This is a genomic window from Streptomyces sp. NPDC001393, from assembly GCF_053597455.1.
Genome location: NZ_JBSFIH010000009.1, coordinates 154,982 through 175,702, shown reverse-complemented (window position 1 = coordinate 175,702; position 20,721 = coordinate 154,982). Strand labels below are relative to the sequence as shown.

Below are 20,721 nucleotides of genomic sequence, written 5' to 3'. Positions count from 1 at the left end.
GAACTGGGTGTACTGACGAGTAATATTTCGGTCGGAGCGCGCGGACGCCCCGACCGGGATCGGCCGCTTGAGGCGCCTATGCTGCCTGCAAGAGGCAGCCCGGAAATGACGATGCAGTAGGAGAGCCGGCGTGAGCTTGAGGATCGTTGTCACTGTGAAGTACGTGCCCGACGCCACTGGCGACCGGCACTTCGCCGATGACCTGACCGTCGACCGCGACGACGTGGACGGTCTGCTCTCCGAGCTGGACGAGTACGCGGTCGAGCAGGCCCTCCAGATTGCGGAGAACGCGGACGACGCCGAGGTCACCGTCCTGACGGTGGGCCCCGAGGACGCCAAGGATGCGCTCCGCAAGGCCCTGTCCATGGGTGCCGACAAGGCCATCCACGTCGAGGACGACGACCTGCACGGCACCGACGCCATCGGCACCTCCCTGGTGCTGGCCAAGGCGATCGAGAAGGCCGGCTTCGACCTGGTCGTCTCCGGCATGGCCTCCACCGACGGCACCATGGGCGTCGTACCGGCCCTGGTCGCCGAGCGCCTGGGCGTCCCGCAGGTCACCCTGCTGTCCGAGGTCTCCGTCGAGGACGGCGTGGTCAAGGGCCGCCGTGACGGCGACGCCGCCTCCGAGCAGCTGGAGGCCTCGCTCCCGGCGGTCGTGTCGGTCACCGACCAGTCGGGTGAGGCGCGTTACCCGTCCTTCAAGGGCATCATGGCGGCCAAGAAGAAGCCGGTGGAGTCCTGGGACCTGTCCGACCTGGACATCGAGGCCGAGGAAGTCGGTCTCGAGGGAGCGTTCACCAAGGTCGAGGCCGCGAACGAGCGCCCGGCGCGCACGGCCGGCACCATCGTCAAGGACGAGGGCGAGGGCGGCAAGCAGCTCGCTGAGTTCCTCGCGAGCCAGAAGTTCATCTAAGGGCTCGCCCCCGCTGACCGCCCCTCAACTTCGTTACGCAGGAGAGCAATCCCATGGCTGAAGTCCTCGTCTACGTCGACCACGTGGACGGTGCCGTCCGCAAGCCGACCCTCGAGCTGCTGACCCTGGCCCGCCGCATCGGCGAGCCCGTCGCCGTCGCCCTGGGCAACGGCGCCGCCGACACCGCCGCCACCCTCGCCGAGCACGGCGCGACCCGCGTCCTGACCCACGACGCCTCCGAGTACGCCGACTACCTGGTCGTGCCGAAGGTGGACGCCCTGCAGGCCGCCTACGAGGCCGTCTCCCCGGCCGCCGTGCTGGTCCCGTCCTCCGCCGAGGGCAAGGAGATCGCCGCCCGCCTGGCGCTGCGCATCGGCTCCGGCATCATCACCGACGCCGTCGACCTCGAGGCCGGCGACGAGGGCCCGGTGGCCACCCAGTCGGTGTTCGCCGCGTCCTTCACCACCAAGTCCCGTGTCATCAAGGGCACCCCGGTCATCACGGTCAAGCCGAACTCGGCTGCCGTGGAGGCCGCCCCGGCCGCCGGCGCGGTCGAGGCCCTGTCCGTCTCCTTCTCCGAGAAGGCGACCGGCACCAAGGTCACCGCCCGCACCCCGCGTGAGTCGACGGGCCGCCCGGAGCTGACCGAGGCCGCGATCGTGGTCTCCGGCGGCCGTGGTGTCAACGGCGCCGAGAACTTCTCGATCATCGAGGCCCTGGCCGACTCGCTCGGCGCGGCCGTCGGTGCCTCGCGTGCCGCCGTCGACGCCGGCTGGTACCCGCACACCAACCAGGTCGGCCAGACCGGTAAGTCCGTCTCGCCGCAGCTGTACATCGCCAACGGCATCTCCGGCGCGATCCAGCACCGCGCCGGTATGCAGACCTCCAAGACGATCGTGGCCGTCAACAAGGACGCCGAGGCCCCGATCTTCGAGCTGGTCGACTTCGGTGTGGTCGGCGACCTCTTCGACGTCGTCCCGCAGCTGACCGAGGAGATCAAGACCCGCAAGGGCTGAGCCCCGGCTTCTCCACGAGGCCCCCGTGACCTGCGCGGTCATGGGGGCCTCGGTGCATTCTGGTGACGTGCCCACGGCCGCTGTTCCACTGTCCGAGCGGGTGTTGACCAGCGGGAACCCACCCGGATAACTTCATTCTACGGATTGTTGATTCCGTACAGCGGAAAATTGGAGGGTGTGGGATGGGTCAGCAGGAGAAGGTGGCGACGAGCCTCGCGGGCGCCGTCAGTGAGGAGATCAGCGCCTCCCTCGCACCGGTCGACGCGGAGCTGGAGCGCCGCTACCCCGGGGACCCCGGCACCCGGCAGCCCGTCCACACCGTCTACGTCCCCGGTGACGCCTTCGCCGCCGACACCATCCGCTCCTGGGGCGACCAGGCCCTCGCCGCCCTCGACGAACACGCCCCGGACGCCGCCTCCTTCGCCGCCGTCCTCGGCCTGTCCGACGAACTCGCCGAGCCGGTCTACTCGCGCGTCCGCGCCAAGCTGGAACGCGAGCCGATCGAAGACCTGCGCGTCGACTTCGAGGACGGCTACGGCCCCCGCCCCGACGCCGAGGAGGACGCCACGGCGGCCCGCGCGGCCCGGCTGATCGCTCAGGCGTACCGGGACGGCACGGCGGCGCCGTACATGGGCATCCGCATGAAGTGCATGGAGGCGGCGGTACGCGACCGGGGCATCCGCACCCTCGACGTCTTCCTCACCGGCCTGATGGAGAACGGTCGCCTGCCCGAGGGGCTGGTGCTGACCCTGCCGAAGGTGACGTACCCCGAGCAGGTCACCGCCTTCGTCCGGCTCCTGGAGGCCTTCGAGAAGGTGCACGGCCTGGACGCCGGCCGGCTCGGCTTCGAGATCCAGATCGAGACCAGCCAGTCCATCCTCGCCACCGACGGCACCGCCACCGTCGCCCGGATGATCCAGGCCGCCGAGGGCCGCGCCACCGGGCTGCACTACGGCACCTTCGACTACAGCGCCTGCCTCGGTGTCTCGGCCGCCTACCAGGCCAGCGACCACCCGGCCGCCGACCACGCCAAGGCGGTCATGCAGGTCGCCGCGGCGGGCACCGGGGTGCGCGTCTCCGACGGCTCGACCAACGTCCTGCCCGTCGGCCCCACCGAGAAGGTCCACGACGCCTGGCGCCTGCACTACGGCCTCACCCGCCGCGCCCTGGGCCGCGCCTACTACCAGGGCTGGGACATGCACCCCGGCCACATCCCGACCCGCTACGCCGCCGTCTTCGCCTTCTACCGCGAGGGCTTCGAGCAGGCCGCCGGCCGCCTCGCCCGCTACGCCAACCGGGCCGGCGGCGACGTCATGGACGAGCCCGCCACCGCCAAGGCCCTCAGCGGCTATCTGCTGCGCGGCCTGGACTGCGGTGCCCTCGACACCGCCGAGGTCGCCCGCCTCGCCGGCCTGACCCGCGCCGACCTGGAGGGCTTCGCCGCCCCCCGGCGCGGTGACCTGACCGCCTCCGCGCAGCAGAAGTAGCGGACCGGTCACAGCCCCCGGCCCAGGGAGTGGGCCCACGCCGCCGCCCCGTACGCTGGACGCCACGCATCGACCGGGCGGACGCGACAGACGACGACAGGAACGGGGCGGCGGTGTCTTCGGGGGAACAGGGACCGAAGGGGCACGGGCACACGGACGACGGGACCGGTCGGCTGCTGGCCGGGCGCTACCGCGTCACCGCGCGGCTCGGGCGCGGCGGCATGGGCGTGGTCTGGCGGGCGGTGGACGAGGTCCTCGGCCGCGCGGTCGCCGTCAAGGAGCTGCGGACGTACACGGACGCGGCCGGACCGGAACTGTCCGAGCTGCGGCTGCGCATGCAGCGCGAGGCCCGGGCCGCCGCCCGGGTTCGCCACCAGGGTGTCGTCGCCGTGCACGACGTCGCCGAGGTCGACGGGCGCCCGCTGATCGTCATGGAGCTGATCGACGGGCCCTCCCTCGACGACGTGCTGCGCGAGCGCGGCACCCTGGATCCGTACGAGGCCGCGCGCGTCGGTGCCGAAGTCCTCGACGCGCTGGCCGCCGCCCATCGCGCCGGCGTCCTGCACCGCGACGTCAAACCCGGCAACATCCTCCTGGACCGCTCCGGCCGCGTCGTCCTGACCGACTTCGGCATCGCGACCATGGACGACCCCGGCGACGGCTCGGCCACCCGCCTCACCCGCAGCGGCGAACTCGTCGGCAGCCTGGACTACCTGGCCCCCGAGCGCGCCCAGGGCGCCGCGCCGGGCGCACCCGCCGACGTGTGGGCCGTGGGCGCCACCCTCTACGCGGCCGTCGAGGGCGTCTCGCCGTTCCGTCGTACGTCCACCTACTCGACGCTCACCGCGATCGTCTCCGAGCCGCTGCCGGAGCCGCACCGGGCGGGGCCGCTGGCGCCGGTCCTGCGGCGCCTGATGGACAAACGCCCGGACGCCCGACCGGACGCCGAGGAGGCCCGCGAGGCGCTGCGCGAGGCGGCTCGGGCGCGGCTCCCGGACGCGCCGACGACCACCTTGCGCCCGCCGCCGGGGCACCCCACCCCGACGGGGCCCGGCGCGTCGTCCCCACCGCCGCACTTCGGCCCGGCGCAGCCGGGGACGGGCGGTCCTGTACGGCCGGGCCCGGTCGGTCCGGCCGGGCAGGGGGCCGCCGCCTACGGCCCGGCTTCGCCGGGCGGGCGGGAAGCCGCCCATGGGCCTGCTTCTCCGGCCGGGGTGCACCCGAGCCCGGCTCCCTCCTTCGCGCAGGGCCCCGGTGCTCCCACCGGACCGACACCCGCTCACCCGCCCGGTGCCGCCACCGGTCCCATGAGTACGGCGACGGGCTCGCCCCGCCGCAGGGGCCGCGCGCTGCTCGCCGCCGGTGCCGTCGCCGTCGTCCTCGCCACGGCCGGGGTCACCGCCGCCCTGGTGCGCGACCAGGGAGCGCCGAAGACCGACTCGGCGTCGGCCGCGTCCCGCTCCGGGGACGTGACCACGAAACGGGCCGGCACGAAGCGGTCCACACCGCCGAGGGAGTCGCGCGGGGACGCCACGAAGAGCGCCGGACCCGGCGCGACGGCGAGCGGCGCGGGCCACGCCGAGCCGTCCTCGCGTGCCTCCGTCCCGGCCTCCGCCACGGCGCCCGGCCATGCCTCCAACAGCCCCGGCCCGACCGGAAGTTCGGGCCCCGGCTCCGGTCCGGCGGCCGCCTGCCGGTCCATCGGCGGCGGCAAGTACGACTGCCAGGTCTGGCGCACCGCCACGTCCTACACGGCCTCCGGCACCGAGGCCGGGACCCTGAACGCGGGCACCGACTACTTCTACTGCCAGGCGGATCTCGGCCGCCGGGAGACCTACGGCCGGTGGACGAACGTGTGGTGGGCGAAGACCGACGACGGCAGCGGCAACACCGGCGTCTACGTCAGCGACGTCTACCTCAAGGGCGGCAACAACGACGAACCGGTGCCCGGGCTCCCGGCCTGCTGAGCGTCGGCGTACGGCTCGAAACCCGACTCCGTCACCCACTTGTGCTCGGCGAACAGCAGGGTGCCGCGCACACACAGCCCGGGGTCGCGGCGCGCCCGCGCGCAGAACTCCTCCGGCGTGACCCCGAACAGCTCGCGCAACGCAGCCGATGCGACGAGGAGTTCGCCGATCAGGGCGCGCTGGTCGCCGGGATGGCGGCGCGGCGCACCGGTGCCGTCCAGCAGGACGCCGTGCCGGTTGACATAGGCGAACGCCCCGGTGAGCCCGGAGCCGTCCGGCAGCTCGATCCGCACCTCGGGCGCGGGCAGCCAGGCCCGCCGGAAGTGCGGCTCGCTGGCGTCGATCACCTCCAGCTGGCGCCGGTCCAGCCAGATGACGAACAACTCCCGTAACGCCTGCGGGGACTTGACCGGGGACGCGGAGACATACCCCCGGATGCTGACGTGTGCCGAGACGCCCACGTCGACACCGGACACCCGCGACCGCACCATCGGCACGGGGGAGTCGATCCCGAACTCGTCCATCTTTTGCCGCAGTTGACCCGGACAGGCGTTGGACCCGACGGCGAGCACCGGCACCCGGTCGTCGTACACCAGGCGCTCCAGCGGGAACATCCGGTCGCCGTGCAGCAGCCCGGAGTCGGCGGGCCAGGCGCCGGGATAGGTCAGCGGATGGTCGCGGGGAGCGTCGGCGAGACCGAGCTCCGCCAGGGTGCGGCCGGTCACGGGCGGCTCAGTCGGCCGGCGGCAGCTCGCCCGAGCCGCGCGTGATCAGCCTGGTGGGCAGCTCGATGCGCTCCGGTGCGACGAGACCGCCGTCCAGCCGGCGGAACAGGCGCTCGGCGGCGGTACGGCCGAGGGCGGCCGCGTCCTGGGCGACGACCGTGACGCCCGGCTGGAGCAGATCGGCCAGCTCGATGTCGTCGAAGCCGACGAAGGCGACCCGGCGGGAGTGCTCGGCCAGCACCCGGATCACGGTGACCGTCACCCGGTTGTTGCCCGCGAAGATCGCGGTGACGGGGGCGGGGCCGGAGAGCATCTCCTCCGCCGCCCGGCGCACCCGCTCCGGATTCGTCTGCCCGAGGGACATCCAGGCCTCCTCGACCGGTATCCCCGCGTCCTCCATGGCCGCCCGGTAGCCACGCAGCCGCTCGGCGGCGGTGTGGATGCGCGGCATGTCGCCGATGAAGCCGATCCGGCGGTGGCCGTGCGCGATGAGGTGGGCGACGCCGTCCCGGGCACCGCCGTAGTTGTCGGAGAGGACCACGTCGGCGTCGATGCGCCCGGCCGGACGGTCCACGAACACGGTCGCCACGCCCGCCCTGATCTCCGGTTCGAGATAACGGTGGTCGTCCCCGGCCGGGATCACCACCAGACCGTCCACCCGCCGCGCGCACAGGGCCAGCGCCAGCTCCTGCTCGCGCTCCGGGTCCTCGGCGCTGGAGCCGTTGATCAGCAGGGCGCCATGGGCCCGGGCCACCTCCTCGACGGCGCGGCTGAGCGGGCCGTAGAAGGGGTCGGCGAGGTCCTCCAGGACGAGTCCGATGCTCGCCGTACGGCCCTTGCGCAGCACCCGGGCGCTGTCGTTGCGGCGGAAGCCCAGCGCGTCGATCGCCTCCTGCACCCGGCGTTCGGTGTCCGGGGTGACGCCGGGCTCGCCGTTGACCACCCGGGAGACCGTCTTCAGGCCGACCCCGGCCCGCGCCGCCACGTCCTTCATGGTGGGGCGGTTGCCGTAACGGGTGCCGGAAAGGCTGTCTGTGCGGCGGGTGGTGTCGGGCACGATGCGGTGTCCTGTCCTGTCGTACGACTTGCCGGACTTGTCAACGGGATGGTGCGTCGATCCTCGGTTTGTATGAGGATGTGGCGTCGAGCATAGAGCCTGGACAACGTTGTCAGATGCGAGAGACACTGTCCAACGCTGTCTGTCGGCCTGCGCCCCCACCGCTTGACCGGCCTGCTTTCCTTGGTTTGCGAGCTTCAACGGGGAGTCTGACTCTGATGCACACCGACCTCGTGGCGGCCCTGGACATCGGCGGTACCAAGATCGCCGGCGGTCTCGTGGACGGCCACGGACGGATACTGGCCCGAGCCCAGCGCGCCACTCCCGCCCAGCAGGACGGCGAAACGGTCATGCGGGCCGTCGAGGAGGTGCTCGACGACCTCGCCGGTTCGCCGCTGTGGGAACGCGCCGGCGCCCTCGGCATCGGCAGCGCCGGCCCCGTGGACGCCTCGGCGGGCACGGTCAGTCCGGTGAACGTGCCGGGCTGGCGGGACTTCCCCCTGGTCGAGCGGGTGCGCGCGGCCACCGGCGGGCTCCCGGTGGAGCTGATCGGCGACGGCGTCGCGATCACGGCGGCCGAGCACTGGCAGGGCGCCGCCCGCGGCCACGACAACGCGCTGTGCATGGTGGTGTCGACCGGCGTCGGGGGCGGCCTGGTCCTGGGCGGCCGGCTGCACCCCGGGCCGACCGGCAACGCCGGGCACATCGGTCACATCAGCGTCGACCTCGACGGCGACCCGTGCCCGTGCGGCTCGCGGGGCTGTGTGGAGCGGATCGCGAGCGGGCCGAACATCGCCCGCCGCGCGCTGGAGGAGGGCTGGCGTCCCGGCCCCGACGGCGACACCTCGGCCGCCGCCGTGGCGGCCGCCGCCCGTGAGGGCGATCCGGTCGCCGTGGGCTCCTTCGAGCGTGCGGCACAGGCGCTGGCCGCCGGGATCGCGGCCACCGCCACGCTGGTCGAGATCGACATCGCCGTGATCGGCGGCGGCGTCGGCAAGGCGGGCGACATCCTCCTCACCCCGCTGCGCAAGGCACTCACCGACTACGCGACCCTCTCCTTCGTCCAGCGACTGACGGTCGTCCCCGCGCAGATGGGCACGGACGCCGGGCTGGTCGGCGCGGCGGCGGCAGCGCTGGCGCGGCGGCCGGACGCCACGGCGGGGGTCTGAGCCTGCGGTCGGGGGGGCGGCTACGAGCGTCCCGAGGGGGGCGCGGGGAACTGCGCGAGCAGCCTCCGCGCACCCGCAGTCGCGTACGGTCTCAACTGCCCTGGTGGGTGGGCGCCCTCAGCACGTCAGCCTGGCGTCGGCCCAGTCCGCGTGGTCGGAGTCGTTGCCGTCTCCCGCGTCGGTGACCACCAGGTCGATCACCTGGGCGCCGGTGATGTCGGCGGTGAGCGGCTGGGCGGGCATCGCGTTGGTCAGGACGCCGGTCGAGGCGACCTTCGTGCCGTCGGCCCAGATCTCGAAGGTGACGGTGCCCTTCGTGCCCTTCTCGTCGTCGACGCCGACGTCCGCGGTGACCCTGTCGCAGGCCTTGCCGGTGTAGAAGGAGACGTCGCTCGGGGCGTGGGCGCCGAGGCCCTTGGCGTACACGGTGCCGCCGATGGTGATCGGGTGGCCGTCGCCCGCGTCGCTCTCCCCGTTGCTGGTGTCGCGTTCCACCGGCCCCCAGCCGTTGGTCGCCGACAGCCACGGCAGGTCGCTGAGGTACGACGTCCCGGTGGGCGGCCGGACGACGACGGACGCGGTCAACGGCAGGGTGATGGTGACGCGTTGTCCGCCCGGTGCGAGGTAACCCGCCTGGAGGGTGAGGCCGTAGGAGCCGGTCGGTGTTCCGGCCGGCGCGGTGACGTGCCAGCCGGTGCGCAGGGTGCCGCCGGTGGCCAGGCTGCCGGCCGTGGTCGGCGATACGGGCCGTACGCTCCATCCGTCGGGTCCGGTGAGGGACACGGACACCCGCCGCGCGGGGGTGCGGCCGAGGTCGGTGACGGTGCTGGTCAGCGTGGCCGGCGTGGCAGCCTCCAGCAACGGACTGCCGGCCAGGCCCAGTTCGGCGGCGGGCGGGTACGTGGCCCAGTGGGGGTCGGCCGCGACGCGCAGCAGGACCGTGCCGTGGGCGGGGACGGTCGCCGCGATGGTGCCGGCGGTGTTGTAGCTCCTGTGCTGCCACAGGTCCCGCAGCGTGTACGCGGAGGCGCCGGGGAGGCCGAGTGCGGCCGCGGTGGTGGCGATCCGCTGGGCGGTGCCGGACTCGTTGAACAGGGCCACCGCGCGGCTGCCGTCCTTCATCTCCTTGGCGATCACCCAGCGTCCCCCCGCCGAGGAGAGAACCGTGCCCTGCTTGCCCAGCGGGTCCTGGTCGACGGCTATGACCTCCTTGTTGTCCAGGATGCCGAAGGTCGCAGGCGAGGCCTTGCGCAGGTCGGTGCCGATCAGCAGGGGCGCGGACATGACCGACCAGAGGGAGAAGTGCGAGCGGTACTCGGTGTCCGTCATGCCGCCGTTGCCGACCTCCAGCATGTCGGGGTCGTTCCAGTGGCCGGGTCCGGCGTACGGCGCCAGCGGCAGGTTCTGCTTCAGGATCGACACCATCGAGGACCAGCTGTCGCTGATGTCACCGGTGGTCCGCCACAGATGCCCGACGCCCGAAGCCCACTCCCAGGGCTTGTTCTCGCCCCACTCGCAGATGCTGTAGACGATGGGCCGCCCGGTCGCCTTGAGCGCGTCCCGCATGGTGGTGTACCGCTGCTTCGCATCCACGCCCTGGTTGTTGCAGTTGTCGTACTTCAGGTAGTCCACGCCCCAGTCGGCGAACTGCTGCGCGTCGCTGTACTCGTGGCCGAGCGCGCCGGGGAACCCCGCGCTGTTGCAGGTCTTGGTGCCGGCGCTGGTGTAGATGCCGAGTTTGAGCCCCTTGGAGTGGACGTAGTCGGCGACGGCCTTGATGCCGTTCGGGAAGCGGGCCGGGTCGGGTACCAGCTTGCCGGCGGTGTCGCGCTGCGGCAGCGCCCAGCAGTCGTCCAGGTTGACGTACCGGTAGCCGGCGTCCTTCAGACCCTTCGCCACGAAGAGGTCGGCGATGCCCTTGACCATGCTCTCGTTGAAGTCCGCGCCGCAGTGCGTGGAGTTCCAGTTGTTGAAGCCCATGGGCGGGGTGAGGGCGAGACCGTCGGCCAGGGCGGGGGCGGCCGGTTCCCGGGCGGGGGCGGCAAGCGCGGGTCCGGCGAGGCCGGTCGCGCACAGCAGGCCCGCGGTGAGTGCTCCGAGGACTCTTCGCCGGGTTGCGCGGGTTGTGCGGGTGTGAGGGTGACGCATCGTTGACGTTCCTCCGACTCGCGAAAGGTGGCTGACGACAGGGCGGCGCCTGGGCGTCATGTATGTGTCAGCTGTGCGCGATTACGGTAGGACCTGTCGGACTCTGTTGGAAGAGGTGTGGCCCGACTGTTCGATATCCCGTCAGAGGGGTTGACGACAGCAGGGTTTGACTCCTTGACTGCTGTCCGGCGTTCGGATGTGTTTGCTTCCGGAGCTCACGCCTCGTCGTCGACGTGGCCCCAGCCGGGCAGCGGTGGCTGCGGCCACGCGGGCGGGGCGGGGAGCAGAGGGTCCGGGCCGTCGACCGTCAGCACGTCGGCCGGAGTCCGTCCGCTGAGCCAGCCGAGCACCTGGTGCCCGGCACCGGCGACCGAGGGTCCCCCCGGCGTCATGGACCAGTGCCGGCCGAGATCCACGGCCTCCACCGAGGCGAGTGGAAAACCCTGGGCGTGCAGTGTGGTGAGGGTGTCGTCCAGGGCCCAGGAGACGTAGCCGTCGGGCCACTGCTCCGTGCCGTGGTCGACGCCCAGGTCGAGGTGGTGCGTCTCCAGCTCCCGCAGGCAGCGCAGCAGGAGGTACCGGGCCGGGTGCCGCCAGCCGGCCAGCGCGGGGACCAGACGGTCCCAGGCTGCGGCGGGCAGCGCACGTGCCTGCGCCGCGAACCGGTCCAGGCTCTCGCGCAGTCGGGTCGCGAGCCGCTCGGCGGACAGCGCCGCGTCCCGCTCGACCGCCGCGGCCAGGGTCGCCGCGTCCGCGCGCGGGCCCGGTGCGCGGCCCGTCTGTGCGAGCCGCAGCAGCCAGACATAGGCGTCGACGCTGTGGGTGACGTGGGCGAGCACATGGCCCCGCGTCCATCCCGGCAGCCCTGACGGGGCACGGAGTTCTGTGCCGGACAGGCCGGCCGCGGCCCGCACGAGGCCGTCGCCGCAGCGCACGACGTCCTCGATGCGACCGGCTCCGGCGCGGAAGATCGGGAGCTCGTTCACCGGAACTCCCGTACGACCTCGATCCGGCCGACGATGTGGGCGTTGAACTCGTCCAACTCCTCCGCCGGAACCCACAGGAGCGTCTCGCCGCCGGCCTGCCGGACCGGATACCGGGCGAGGAACTCCGTGTCGACCTCGAACCGGGTCACGAAACCGGCGCCGTCGTGCTGGACGTTCCAGTCCCGGGCGATGCGGATCGCGTAGTCCTCGTTGAGGACCGGGTAGAAGATCGGCTGCTCGGGGAGCCGGGGCGGCCAGGCCCGCCAGTCCAGCTCGCGGACCAGCCCCAGCTCCCCGGGGCCCGTGGGGCGCCAGAGGGTCGTCGTCAGGGGCGGGCTGGTCATGATCGCGTATCTCCGGTCGGGGCCCGCCACGCCGGCGGGCGGGTCGGGACGTCGACGGACGTTACCGGCCCCGCAAGGGAGCGGGCCAGCGGATTTCGGCAGGGCCGCCGGCCACATGGCGTCGCCAACCGCCGTGGCACGGCGCGGTGATGGGCTGCGGCCCGCTCCACTCCGGCCCGGTCGACGGTCGGTCCGGGCCGACCGGCCACGCCGCGCCCCGACGTGGGGGTGACCGTCGGACTCGTCCATGCGCCCTGCCACCCCCTCCCTCTCCCGACCGGGACGGTGCTCCTCCCTCCCGCCCGGACCGTAACCCCAGTCGCCCACTCGCAGGTATCCGCGTGACCCCCGGCCCGCTCCGCAGTTGGTCAGCGCATGAAGAAGCGCAGCATGCTCGCCATCGCCACCCTGGCCACCGGATTCGTCGTGGCCGCCGTCACCCCCTCCCACGCGGCGGACAAGAGCCCCACCGGGATGTCCGTCGACGGCCTCGACGTCTCGAACACGCTCGACTCGGCCGCCGGCCACCCCGTCAGCCTGGACAGCTTCACCCTCGACGACCACGCCCCCGGGGCTCAGAACTAGCCCCGACGGCTCCGACGGCGGGTGCCGGTGCCCTCGATGTCGGGGGGCACCGGCACTGCCGTTCCGGCGCCCTCACCGGGGCGGGGTTTCCGTGGCAGGGTGGAGCGGGCAAGCCTCAGGGGGCCAACACAAGAGGGGGAGTCCGTGACCGTCGTCTGGATCAACGGCGCGTTCGGTGCGGGGAAGACCACCACCGCACGGGAGCTGATCGAGCTGATCCCGAACAGCACGCTCTTCGACCCCGAGGTCATCGGCGCGGGGCTCACGCACCTTCTGCCGGCCAAGCGCCTCGCCGAGGTCGGTGACTTCCAGGACCTGCCGATCTGGCGCCGGCTCGTGGTCGACACGGCGGCCGCGATGCTCGCCGAGCTCGGCGGGACCCTCGTGGTGCCGATGACACTGCTCCGCCAGGAGTACCGCGACGAGATCTTCGGCGGCCTCGCCGCCCGCAGGATCCCCGTGCACCATCTGCTGCTCGCCCCGGCGGAAACGATCCTGCGCGAGCGGATAGCCGGGCGGGAGGTCCCGCCGGACCTCCCCGACGGCGAGATACGGGTGCGGCAGTGGGCCTACGACCACATCGAGCCCTACCGCACCGCCCTCGCCTCCTGGCTCACCGCCGACGCCCACCTGGTGGACACCAGCGCCCTCACCCCGTACGCCACCGCCGTCCGCATCGCCGACGCCGTCGGCAGCGGCGCCGTACCGCCCTGCGACATCGTGCAGACCCCCGAGCCGACCGCCGAGACCCTCGCCGCCGGGGTGCTGCTCTTCGACGAGCACGACCGGGTGCTGCTGGTGGACCCCACCTACAAGCCCGGCTGGGAGTTCCCCGGGGGCGTGGTGGAGCGCGGCGAGGCGCCGGCCCGCGCCGGGATGCGCGAGGTCGCCGAGGAGACCGGGATACGGCTCACGGAGGTGCCCCGGCTGCTCGTCGTGGACTGGGAACGGCCCGTGCCGCCCGGTTTCGGCGGGCTGCGGCTGCTGTTCGACGGCGGCCGGCTGGAGTCCGGCGAGTCGTCCCGGGTGCTGCTGCCGGGCCCGGAGCTGCGCGACTGGCGCTTCGCCACCGAGCAGGAGGCGGCCGAGATGCTGCCTCCGGTCCGCTACGAGCGGCTGCGCTGGGCCCTGCGCGCCCGCGAGCGCGGGACCGCGCTGTATCTGGAGGCGGGAGTGCCGGTCGGCTGAGCCGGTGGCCGGTGGCCGGCGTCGTGCGGTCAGCGGGCGCTCGCCGCCTTGCGCAGGGCCGCGGCGGCGCCGCCCACGACCGGATCTCCGTGCCCGAAGCACGCCACCTCGGCGTCCAGATCGGCCAACGTGCCGAGGGAGGCGAGGAGTTGGGCGCGATCGAGGTTCAGGAGCCCGGGCATGACCGTGCCGTCGACCGGCGAGGCGGCCACCGTGTCGCCGGTGAACAGCACGCCGTGCTCGGGCAGGAACAGGGCGATGCTGCCGTCGGTGTGCCCCGGGACGTGCAGCACCCGGGCGCCGCCGCCGACGTCCAGGACGTCGCCGTCCGACAGCGTCTTCAGCGCGGCAGGCGGCACCGGCCTGCCCTTGGGCAGCTGCCGGAGCGCCGCCGCGTGGATCGGCAGCTCCCACTCCTCGAACCGCGGGGAGGGGCCGGGGAGTTCACCCCGGACGTACGGCGCGTCCAGGGGGTGCGCCAGCACCTCCGCGCCGCTCAGCGCGGCGAACTCGCCCGCCCCGCCCACATGGTCCTCGTGGAAGTGGGTCAGCACGATCCGTCGTACGTCGCCCGGCGCGTGCCCCAGCGCCGTGACCGCGTCGGCGATCTCGCGGCCCGCCCCGATCGGGCCGGCGTCGATCAGGGTCGACTCCGCCCCGTCGCGCCAGAGATAGGCCTGGCCGACGGGGAAACGCAGGAGGTGGAGCCGGGGGAGCAGTTCGATGACGTCCATGCGCCGACCGTAGGCGGCGCCCCCGCCCGTGGGCGAGGGCGCTCTGCCGTGGGCAGAGGGGCTCAGCCCGCCGCGTAGTTGCGCAGGAACAGCGCCTCGGCGACCGACAGCCGCTCCAGCTCCTGCGGGTGGACGCTTTCGTTGAGCGCATGGATCTGCGCCTCCGGCTCGCTCAGGCCGATGAGCAGGATCTCCGCCTGCGGGTAGAGCCCGGCGAGGGTGTTGCACAGCGGGATGGAGCCGCCCTCGCCTGCGTACTGCATGGTCTCGCCCGGGTAGGCGACCGCCATCGCGTCGGCCATCGCCTGGTAGGCCGGGCTGGCGGCGTCGGCGCGGAAGGCCTGGCCCTGGCCGATCTGCTCGGTGGTGACCCGGGCGCCCCACGGGGTGTGCGCCTGGAGGTGCGCCTGGAGCAGCTTGGTCGCCTCGGCCGCGTCCACGCCCGGCGGCACCCGCAGGCTGACCAGCGCGCGGGCGTTCGCGTGCACGGACGGGGTGGCGCCGACCACCGGCGGGCAGTCGATGCCGAGGACGGTCACGGCCGGGCGGGCCCAGAGCCGGTCGGCGACCGAGCCGTCACCGATCAGCCCGACCCCGTCCAGCACCTTGGCGTCCGCGCGGAACTGCTCCTCGGTGTACTCCAGGCCGTCCCACGTCCCCGTGGCGTCCAGCCCGTCGACCGTGGTGGAGCCGTTCTCGGCGCGCAGCGAGTCCAGCACGCGGATCAGCGCGGCGAGCGCGTCCGGAGCGGCACCGCCGAACTGGCCGGAGTGCAGATTGCCCGCGAGGGTGTCGATCCGCACCCGGACCAGGGTCATGCCGCGCAGGGTGGTGGTGACCGTCGGCAGGCCGACGCGGAAGTTGCCCGCGTCGCCGATCACGATGGTGTCGGCCTCCAGCAGCTCCGGGTGCTGCTCGGCGTAGCGCTCCAGGCCGCCCGTGCCCTGCTCCTCCGAGCCCTCGACGATCACCTTGACGTTCACCGGGACGCCGCCGTCGGCCTTCAGGGCGCGCAGGGCGAGCAGGTGCATGATCACGCCGCCCTTGCAGTCGGCGGCCCCGCGGCCGTACCAGCGGCCGTCGCGCTCGGTCAGCTCGAACGGCGGGCTGGTCCAGCCGGCCTCGTCCAGCGGGGGCTGGACGTCGTAGTGCGCATAGAGGAGAACCGTTTTCGCGCCCGCCGGGCCCGGCAGATAGCCGTAGACGGACTGCGTGCCGTCCGGGGTGTCGAGCAGCGCGACGTCGACGAACCCCTCGGCGCGCAGCGCGTCGGCGATCCAGTTCGCGGCGCCCTCGCTCTCGCTCCTGGGGAACTGCGTGAAGTCCGCCACCGACTTGAAGGCGACCAGCTCGGCCAGCTCCGCCTTCGCGCGGGGCAGCAGCGAGGCGACGGTCTCGGCGACCGGATTCGACGACATGGGCACGCTCCTCGTGGGTGCGACGTTGAACAGCTTGAACAGGGTATGTGTCCCGATACTCCCACAGTGGCCTGCGACGACGGCCGCCGTAGGATGCCAGGGACACCACGGCAGCGGCTTGATCGGAGCGGTAGACCAACGTGAGCGGCGAGAACTCTTCGGCGGACGACGTGCAGCGGGTGTGGGACGTCGTCGTGGTGGGCGCGGGACCCGCGGGAGCCTCGGCTGCCTACGCGGCCGCGGTCGCGGGCCGGCGCGTGCTGTTGCTTGAGAAGGCCGAGTTGCCGCGGTACAAGACGTGCGGCGGAGGCATCATCGGACCCTCCCGCGACGCGCTGCCGCCCGGCTTCGAGCTGCCCCTCCGCGACCGGGTGCACGCGGTCACCTTCTCGAACAACGGCCGCTTCACCCGCACCCGCCGCTCGAAGCAGATGCTCTTCGGCCTGATCAACCGGCCCGAGTTCGACCAGCAGCTGGTCGAGCACGCCCAGAAGGCGGGCGCCGAGCTGCGTACGGGCGTCCTGGTGCAGCGGGTCGAGCAGCACGGCTCGGCGGTCCCCGACCGGCGTACGGTCGCCGTGGTCCTCCAGGGCGGCGAGACGGTGCTGGCCCGCGCGGTCGTCGGCGCCGACGGCAGCGCCAGCCGCATAGGAGCGCACGTCGGGGTGAAGCTCGACCAGGTGGACCTCGGCCTGGAGGCGGAGATCCCGGTCCCGGAGTCGGTCGCCGAGGACTGGAGGGGGCGGGTGCTCATCGACTGGGGCCCGCTGCCGGGCAGTTACGGCTGGGTGTTCCCCAAGGGAGACACCCTGACGGTCGGCGTGATCTCCGCGCGCGGTGAAGGTGCGGCCACCAAGCGGTACTTGGAGGACTTCACCGCCCGCCTCGGCCTGTCCGGCTTCGAGCCGTCGATCTCCTCCGGCCATCTGACCCGCTGCCGCGCCGACGACTCGCCGTTGTCCCGGGGCCGGGTACTGGTCTGCGGTGACGCGGCCGGGCTGCTGGAGCCGTGGACGCGCGAGGGCATCTCCTTCGCGCTGCGGTCGGGCCGGCTCGCGGGGGAGTGGGCGGTGCGCATCGCCGAGGCGCACGACGCGGTCGACACCCGCCGCCAGGCCCTGAACTACGCGTTCGCGATCAAGGCCGGGCTCGGCGTCGAGATGAGCGTGGGCAAGCGCCTGCTGACCGTGTTCGAGAGGCGTCCCGGCCTCTTCCACGCGGCCCTCACCGGATTCCGCCCCGCATGGCGGGCCTTCCGCGACATCACGCAGGGCTCGACCTCCCTGGGCGACATCGTCCGCACCCACCCCTTCGCCCAGCGCGCCCTGACCGCGCTGGACCGGGGGGAGGCGGTTCCGGTCGAGGATCCGGCGGGTTCCTGACCGGGCCGGACGGAGCCCGTGCGCACCGGGCCGGTGGGGGACGGCACCGGCCCGCGCCGAGCCGCGACGGGCTCCGGTCAGTTCGCGACCGTGATGTGGAAGACCGGGTGGTCGGGGGCGATGCGCCGCAGGTCCTCGTCCGCGGACTCGGGGCCGACGCCGTCGAAGAAGACCCCGACCTCCGCCTTCCAGCGCTTGAGGTAGGCCCGCAGCAGCGGGACCTTGTCGTCGTCGGCGACCTCGGTGGCCGTGAAGACGTCCACGTTCTTGCCGAGCCGCAGCTCGCCGCCGCCGGCCGCCCGCATGTTGTGGGTCCACTGGACGTGGCCGCGGGGGGCGAGCAGGTAGTGCTGACCGTCCACCGTGAGCAGGTTGACCGGAGTGGTGCGCCACTCCCCGCTCTTGCGCCCGCGGACCGCCAGGACCCGGGAGCCCCAGACACTGATGCCACGCCGGGTGACCCAGGCCACGGCCCGGTTGAAGACGTTGATGGTGAACCAGCCCGGCTTCTTCACGTGTGTCGACATGATGACCCCCACGGTTGGGAGAGCGGTGCTCTCGCTTGACTCGATTGTGGCGCAGACGGGTGCTCCATGGCAAGAGCGGTGCTCTCTTTCTTGTTCGATGCTCTTGTTTGTGTGCACCGCTCTCCCTCGTGGCACACTGCTGGTATGAGCACCACACAGGGCGCCCGGGCACGGGCCAGGATCGAAGTCACCGCCGCCATCAAGGAAGCGGCCCGCAGACAGCTGGCGGAGGAAGGCGCGGCCAAGCTCTCGCTGCGGGCCGTCGCCCGCGAACTGGGCATGGTCTCCTCGGCGCTCTACCGCTACTTCCCCAGCCGTGACGAGCTGCTCACCGCCCTGATCATCGATGCCTACGACTCGCTCGGCGAGGCGGCCGAGCAGGCGCGGGACGCCGCGGCCGAGGGCGCCCCGGTGGCCCGCTGGACGGCGGTGTGCGAGGCGGTGCGCGGCTGGGCGCTCGCCCACCCGCACGAGTACGCGCTCATCTACGGCTCACCCGTGCCGGGCTATGCCGCCCCCCAGACCACGGTCCCGGCGGCCGCCCGGGTCGGCCTCGTCTTCATCGGCATCGTCCGGGCCGCCCGCGAAGGCTCCGGCCTCGCCGGCCTCCCCCTGCCCGCCGGGCTGCGCCCCGAGGCCGAGCGCATGGCCGCCGACCTCGCGCCCGATCTGCCGCCCGAGGTGATGGCGGCCCTGGTGGCGGCCTGGGCCCAGCTGTTCGGACTGGTCAGCTTCGAGCTGTTCGGCCAGTTCAACAACGTGGTCGAGGACCGGGAGGCCTTCTTCCGGCACGCGGTCACGGGTCTGGCGCACGGCGTGGGGTTGCGGTAGGCGCAGGGCGGCGCCCGATACGGAGCCCGCGGTCGGCGTCGTACTTCCCCGGGAGTACGCGTGATCACCTCGTCCGGCTGACGTCCGTGCCGCCCGGCGGCGTCTACCGTGGCCTGCATGGAAGAGCAGCGCGCTCCGGGGCAGTGGTGGCGGTACGGGCCGCCGTGGCGGAGTGCCCCCGTCGAGACGGAGCCGCACCGGGCCCGCCGGCCCTGGCGCACCACCGTGCTGCTCACCGCGTTCGTCGTCGTCGGCACCCACTTCGCGGCCCACAGCCAGCCCCTGCGCGTGCCCCTGGACGGGTACGCGCGCGTGCTGCTGCTCGTCGGCTCGGTCCTGCTGCTGTGGCGGCACCGGTATCCGGTGGCCGTGGCCTACGGCACCGCGACGGCGACCCTGGTCTACCTGGCCGCGGGCTACCCCTACGGACCGGTCTTCCTGACCGTCGCCGTCGGCTGCTTCAGCGCGGTCGTCGCCGGGCACCGGCGGGCGGCCTGGGGAGCCGTCGGCCTGCTGTGGGCCGGGCACGCGCTGATCGCCCTGTGGCTCTACCGCTGGCTCCCGCCCTCGGGCGACAAGGGCGGCAACGTCTACCAGGAGATCGGCATCGCCGCCTGGGTGCTGGCGCTCGTCGCCCTGGCGGAACTGGTCCGGGTGCGGCGCGAACAGTGGGCGCGAGAGCGCGCCGACCGGGCGGAGGCGGCGCGGCGCCGCGCGGACGAGGAACGGCTGCGGATCGCCCGCGAGTTGCACGACGTGCTCGCGCACAGCATCTCCGTCATCAACGTCCAGGCCGGCATGGGGCTCGCCCTGCTCGACAGTGACCCCGAGCAGGCGCGCACGGCGCTCACCACCATCAAGGCCGCCAGCAAGGAGGCGCTCGGCGAGGTGCGCCAGGTACTCGACACCCTGCGCGCCCCCGGCGCCGCCCCGCGCGCCCCCGCCCCCGGCCTGGACCGGCTGCCGGAGCTGGTGCAGCAGGCGGCCGCGGCCGGACTCACCGTGGAGATCGAGGGCGAGACGCCGCGGCTGCCGCCCGGCGCCGACCTCGCCGCCTTCCGCATCGTGCAGGAGGCCCTGACCAACGTCGTACGGCACTCCGGATCGCGGCACGCGCGCGTGCGGCTCGCCCACGACGGCGACGCGCTGCGGCTGCGTATCGACGACGACGGGCCGGCCACCGGCGCCGACGCCGGAGGCAGCGGAAAGGGGCTGGCCGGCATGCGGGAGAGGGCCGCCGCCCTCGGTGGCACCATCGAGGCGGGCCCGCGCCTCGACGGCGGCTTCCGGGTGCTCGCCGTACTGCCGTCGCACACCAGGGAGGACCGGTGATCCGGGTACTGCTCGCCGACGACCAGTCGCTCGTACGGGCCGGCTTCAGGGCGTTGCTCGACGCCCAGCCGGACATCGAGGTGGCCGGGGAGGCCTCCGACGGTGAGGAGGCGCTGCGCCTGGTGCGCGAACTACGGCCGGACGTGGTCCTGATGGACATCCGCATGCCCCTGCTGGACGGTCTCGCCGCCACCCGGCGCATCACCGGCGACGCGGAGCTGACGGACGTGAAGGTGGTCATGCTCACCACCTTCGAGCTGGACGAGTACGTCTTCGAGGCGATCCGCTCCGGCGCCTCCGGTTTCCTGGTGAAGGACACCGAACCGGACGAACTCCTGCGCGCGGTACGGGCGGTGGTCCAGGGGGACGCGCTGCTGTCGCCGGGCGTCACACGCCGGCTGATCGCGGAGTTCGCGGCCCGCTCCAAGGAGCCCGCGACGGCGGACACGCTCGGCCGGCTCACCGAGCGGGAGCGGGAGGTGATGGCGCTGGTCGGCATCGGCCTGTCCAACGAGGAGATCGCCCGCCGGCTGGTGGTCAGTCCGCTCACCGCCAAGACCCATGTGAGCCGCACGATGGTGAAGCTGGGCGCGCGCGACCGCGCCCAACTCGTCGTGCTGGCCTACGAGTCGGGGTTGGTGCGGCCCGGCTGGCTGGGCTGAGCCGCCCGTCGGAAGCGCACCAGTACGCTCACCACCCGGGCCACGAACACCACCGGCGCGACCGTCATGCCGAGCCGCAGCAGGCCCAGGGACAGCAGGCGCGGCAGGTCGAAGAGCAGCGCGGGCCCGGCCACGGCCCCGAACAGCACCGCCGCTGCGAAGGCGGCGCTCACCAGCGCGTAACCGATCTCGACCGTCGCCGCGTCCCGTTGCGCCTCGGTGCGGCGTCCCCCGTATGCGTCCATTC

At 73.2% G+C, this 20,721-nt stretch carries 20 protein-coding genes; 11 read left to right on the top strand and 9 right to left on the bottom strand.

Annotated features, from left to right (window positions below; genetic code table 11):
• The first annotated feature begins 130 nt into the window (after nt 1–130).
• The 4 genes from ACWC2T_RS13770 to ACWC2T_RS13755 all read left to right on the top strand — a co-directional run bounded on the left by ACWC2T_RS13770 (nt 131) and on the right by ACWC2T_RS13755 (nt 5,386).
• Nucleotides 131–916: an electron transfer flavoprotein subunit beta/FixA family protein gene (locus ACWC2T_RS13770; protein WP_450670558.1), complete on the top strand. Its 786-nt coding sequence runs from the start codon at nt 131–133 to the stop codon at nt 914–916.
• Between the two features lie 53 nt (nt 917–969).
• Nucleotides 970–1,932 (top strand): electron transfer flavoprotein subunit alpha/FixB family protein, encoded by a 963-nt coding sequence (locus tag ACWC2T_RS13765; RefSeq protein WP_450670557.1) that lies wholly within the window; start codon nt 970–972, stop codon nt 1,930–1,932.
• Between the two features lie 182 nt (nt 1,933–2,114).
• Nucleotides 2,115–3,419: a DUF6986 family protein gene (locus tag ACWC2T_RS13760; RefSeq protein WP_450670556.1), complete on the top strand. Its 1,305-nt coding sequence runs from the start codon at nt 2,115–2,117 to the stop codon at nt 3,417–3,419.
• Between the two features lie 113 nt (nt 3,420–3,532).
• Nucleotides 3,533–5,386, top strand: coding sequence for a protein kinase domain-containing protein (locus ACWC2T_RS13755; RefSeq protein WP_450670555.1), 1,854 nt, complete (start codon nt 3,533–3,535; stop codon nt 5,384–5,386).
• Here the strand turns inward: ACWC2T_RS13755 and ACWC2T_RS13750 are convergent.
• On the bottom strand, nt 5,332–6,111 hold the full coding sequence (locus tag ACWC2T_RS13750; protein WP_450670554.1) for a hypothetical protein: 780 nt from the start codon (nt 6,109–6,111) through the stop codon (nt 5,332–5,334). The two genes, ACWC2T_RS13755 and ACWC2T_RS13750, sit on opposite strands and share 55 nt — an antisense overlap.
• A gap of 7 nt (nt 6,112–6,118) precedes the next feature.
• Complete coding sequence (locus ACWC2T_RS13745) at nt 6,119–7,168, bottom strand: LacI family DNA-binding transcriptional regulator (RefSeq protein ID WP_450670553.1); 1,050 nt, start codon at nt 7,166–7,168, stop codon at nt 6,119–6,121.
• Between the two features lie 218 nt (nt 7,169–7,386).
• Between ACWC2T_RS13745 and ACWC2T_RS13740 the strand changes: the two genes are divergently transcribed.
• A complete protein-coding gene (locus ACWC2T_RS13740; protein ID WP_450670552.1) occupies nt 7,387–8,337 on the top strand; it encodes an ROK family protein in 951 nt (316 codons plus the stop codon).
• A 117-nt stretch (nt 8,338–8,454) separates the two neighbouring features.
• Here ACWC2T_RS13740 and ACWC2T_RS13735 read toward each other — a convergent pair whose 3' ends face one another.
• From ACWC2T_RS13735 to ACWC2T_RS13725, 3 genes are all read right to left on the bottom strand, one after another.
• Nucleotides 8,455–10,485 carry an NPCBM/NEW2 domain-containing protein gene (locus ACWC2T_RS13735; protein WP_450670551.1) on the bottom strand — a complete coding sequence of 677 codons (2,031 nt, stop codon included), beginning with the start codon at nt 10,483–10,485 and terminating at the stop codon, nt 8,455–8,457.
• A 215-nt stretch (nt 10,486–10,700) separates the two neighbouring features.
• Complete coding sequence (locus tag ACWC2T_RS13730) at nt 10,701–11,471, bottom strand: maleylpyruvate isomerase family mycothiol-dependent enzyme (RefSeq protein WP_450670550.1); 771 nt, start codon at nt 11,469–11,471, stop codon at nt 10,701–10,703.
• Entirely contained in the window at nt 11,468–11,815 is a 348-nt protein-coding gene (locus tag ACWC2T_RS13725; protein WP_450670549.1) for an ADP-ribosylation/crystallin J1, read from the bottom strand. Before ACWC2T_RS13725 ends, ACWC2T_RS13730 begins: the two co-directional genes overlap by 4 nt.
• 375 nt (nt 11,816–12,190) lie before the next feature.
• Here ACWC2T_RS13725 and ACWC2T_RS13720 point away from each other — a divergent pair, with 375 nt between their 5' ends.
• Nucleotides 12,191–12,400, top strand: a complete 210-nt coding sequence (locus ACWC2T_RS13720; protein WP_450670548.1) for a hypothetical protein — start codon at nt 12,191–12,193, stop codon at nt 12,398–12,400.
• Nucleotides 12,401–12,544: 144 nt separating this feature from the next.
• Entirely contained in the window at nt 12,545–13,588 is a 1,044-nt protein-coding gene (locus ACWC2T_RS13715; protein WP_450670547.1) for an NUDIX hydrolase, read from the top strand.
• Between the two features lie 29 nt (nt 13,589–13,617).
• Here ACWC2T_RS13715 and ACWC2T_RS13710 read toward each other — a convergent pair whose 3' ends face one another.
• Nucleotides 13,618–14,322: an MBL fold metallo-hydrolase gene (locus ACWC2T_RS13710; RefSeq protein ID WP_450670546.1), complete on the bottom strand. Its 705-nt coding sequence runs from the start codon at nt 14,320–14,322 to the stop codon at nt 13,618–13,620.
• Between the two features lie 62 nt (nt 14,323–14,384).
• Nucleotides 14,385–15,740: a M20/M25/M40 family metallo-hydrolase gene (locus tag ACWC2T_RS13705; RefSeq protein ID WP_450670545.1), complete on the bottom strand. Its 1,356-nt coding sequence runs from the start codon at nt 15,738–15,740 to the stop codon at nt 14,385–14,387.
• A 140-nt stretch (nt 15,741–15,880) separates the two neighbouring features.
• Between ACWC2T_RS13705 and ACWC2T_RS13700 the strand changes: the two genes are divergently transcribed.
• Entirely contained in the window at nt 15,881–17,122 is a 1,242-nt protein-coding gene (locus ACWC2T_RS13700) for a geranylgeranyl reductase family protein (protein WP_450670544.1), read from the top strand.
• A gap of 77 nt (nt 17,123–17,199) precedes the next feature.
• On the opposite strand, the gene ACWC2T_RS13695 is transcribed toward ACWC2T_RS13700, so the two are convergent.
• Complete coding sequence (locus ACWC2T_RS13695; protein WP_450670543.1) at nt 17,200–17,649, bottom strand: nitroreductase family deazaflavin-dependent oxidoreductase; 450 nt, start codon at nt 17,647–17,649, stop codon at nt 17,200–17,202.
• Nucleotides 17,650–17,793: 144 nt separating this feature from the next.
• Between ACWC2T_RS13695 and ACWC2T_RS13690 the strand changes: the two genes are divergently transcribed.
• The 3 genes from ACWC2T_RS13690 to ACWC2T_RS13680 all read left to right on the top strand — a co-directional run bounded on the left by ACWC2T_RS13690 (nt 17,794) and on the right by ACWC2T_RS13680 (nt 20,474).
• Nucleotides 17,794–18,480, top strand: a complete 687-nt coding sequence (locus tag ACWC2T_RS13690; protein WP_450670542.1) for a TetR/AcrR family transcriptional regulator — start codon at nt 17,794–17,796, stop codon at nt 18,478–18,480.
• 108 nt (nt 18,481–18,588) lie between these two features.
• Nucleotides 18,589–19,812 carry a sensor histidine kinase gene (locus tag ACWC2T_RS13685; RefSeq protein ID WP_450670541.1) on the top strand — a complete coding sequence of 408 codons (1,224 nt, stop codon included), beginning with the start codon at nt 18,589–18,591 and terminating at the stop codon, nt 19,810–19,812.
• Nucleotides 19,809–20,474 (top strand): response regulator, encoded by a 666-nt coding sequence (locus ACWC2T_RS13680; RefSeq protein WP_388752701.1) that lies wholly within the window; start codon nt 19,809–19,811, stop codon nt 20,472–20,474. Before ACWC2T_RS13685 ends, ACWC2T_RS13680 begins: the two co-directional genes overlap by 4 nt.
• On the opposite strand, the gene ACWC2T_RS13675 is transcribed toward ACWC2T_RS13680, so the two are convergent.
• Nucleotides 20,435–20,719, bottom strand: a complete 285-nt coding sequence (locus ACWC2T_RS13675; RefSeq protein ID WP_450670540.1) for a DUF6332 family protein — start codon at nt 20,717–20,719, stop codon at nt 20,435–20,437. The two genes, ACWC2T_RS13680 and ACWC2T_RS13675, sit on opposite strands and share 40 nt — an antisense overlap.
• Nucleotides 20,720–20,721 lie beyond the last annotated feature (2 nt).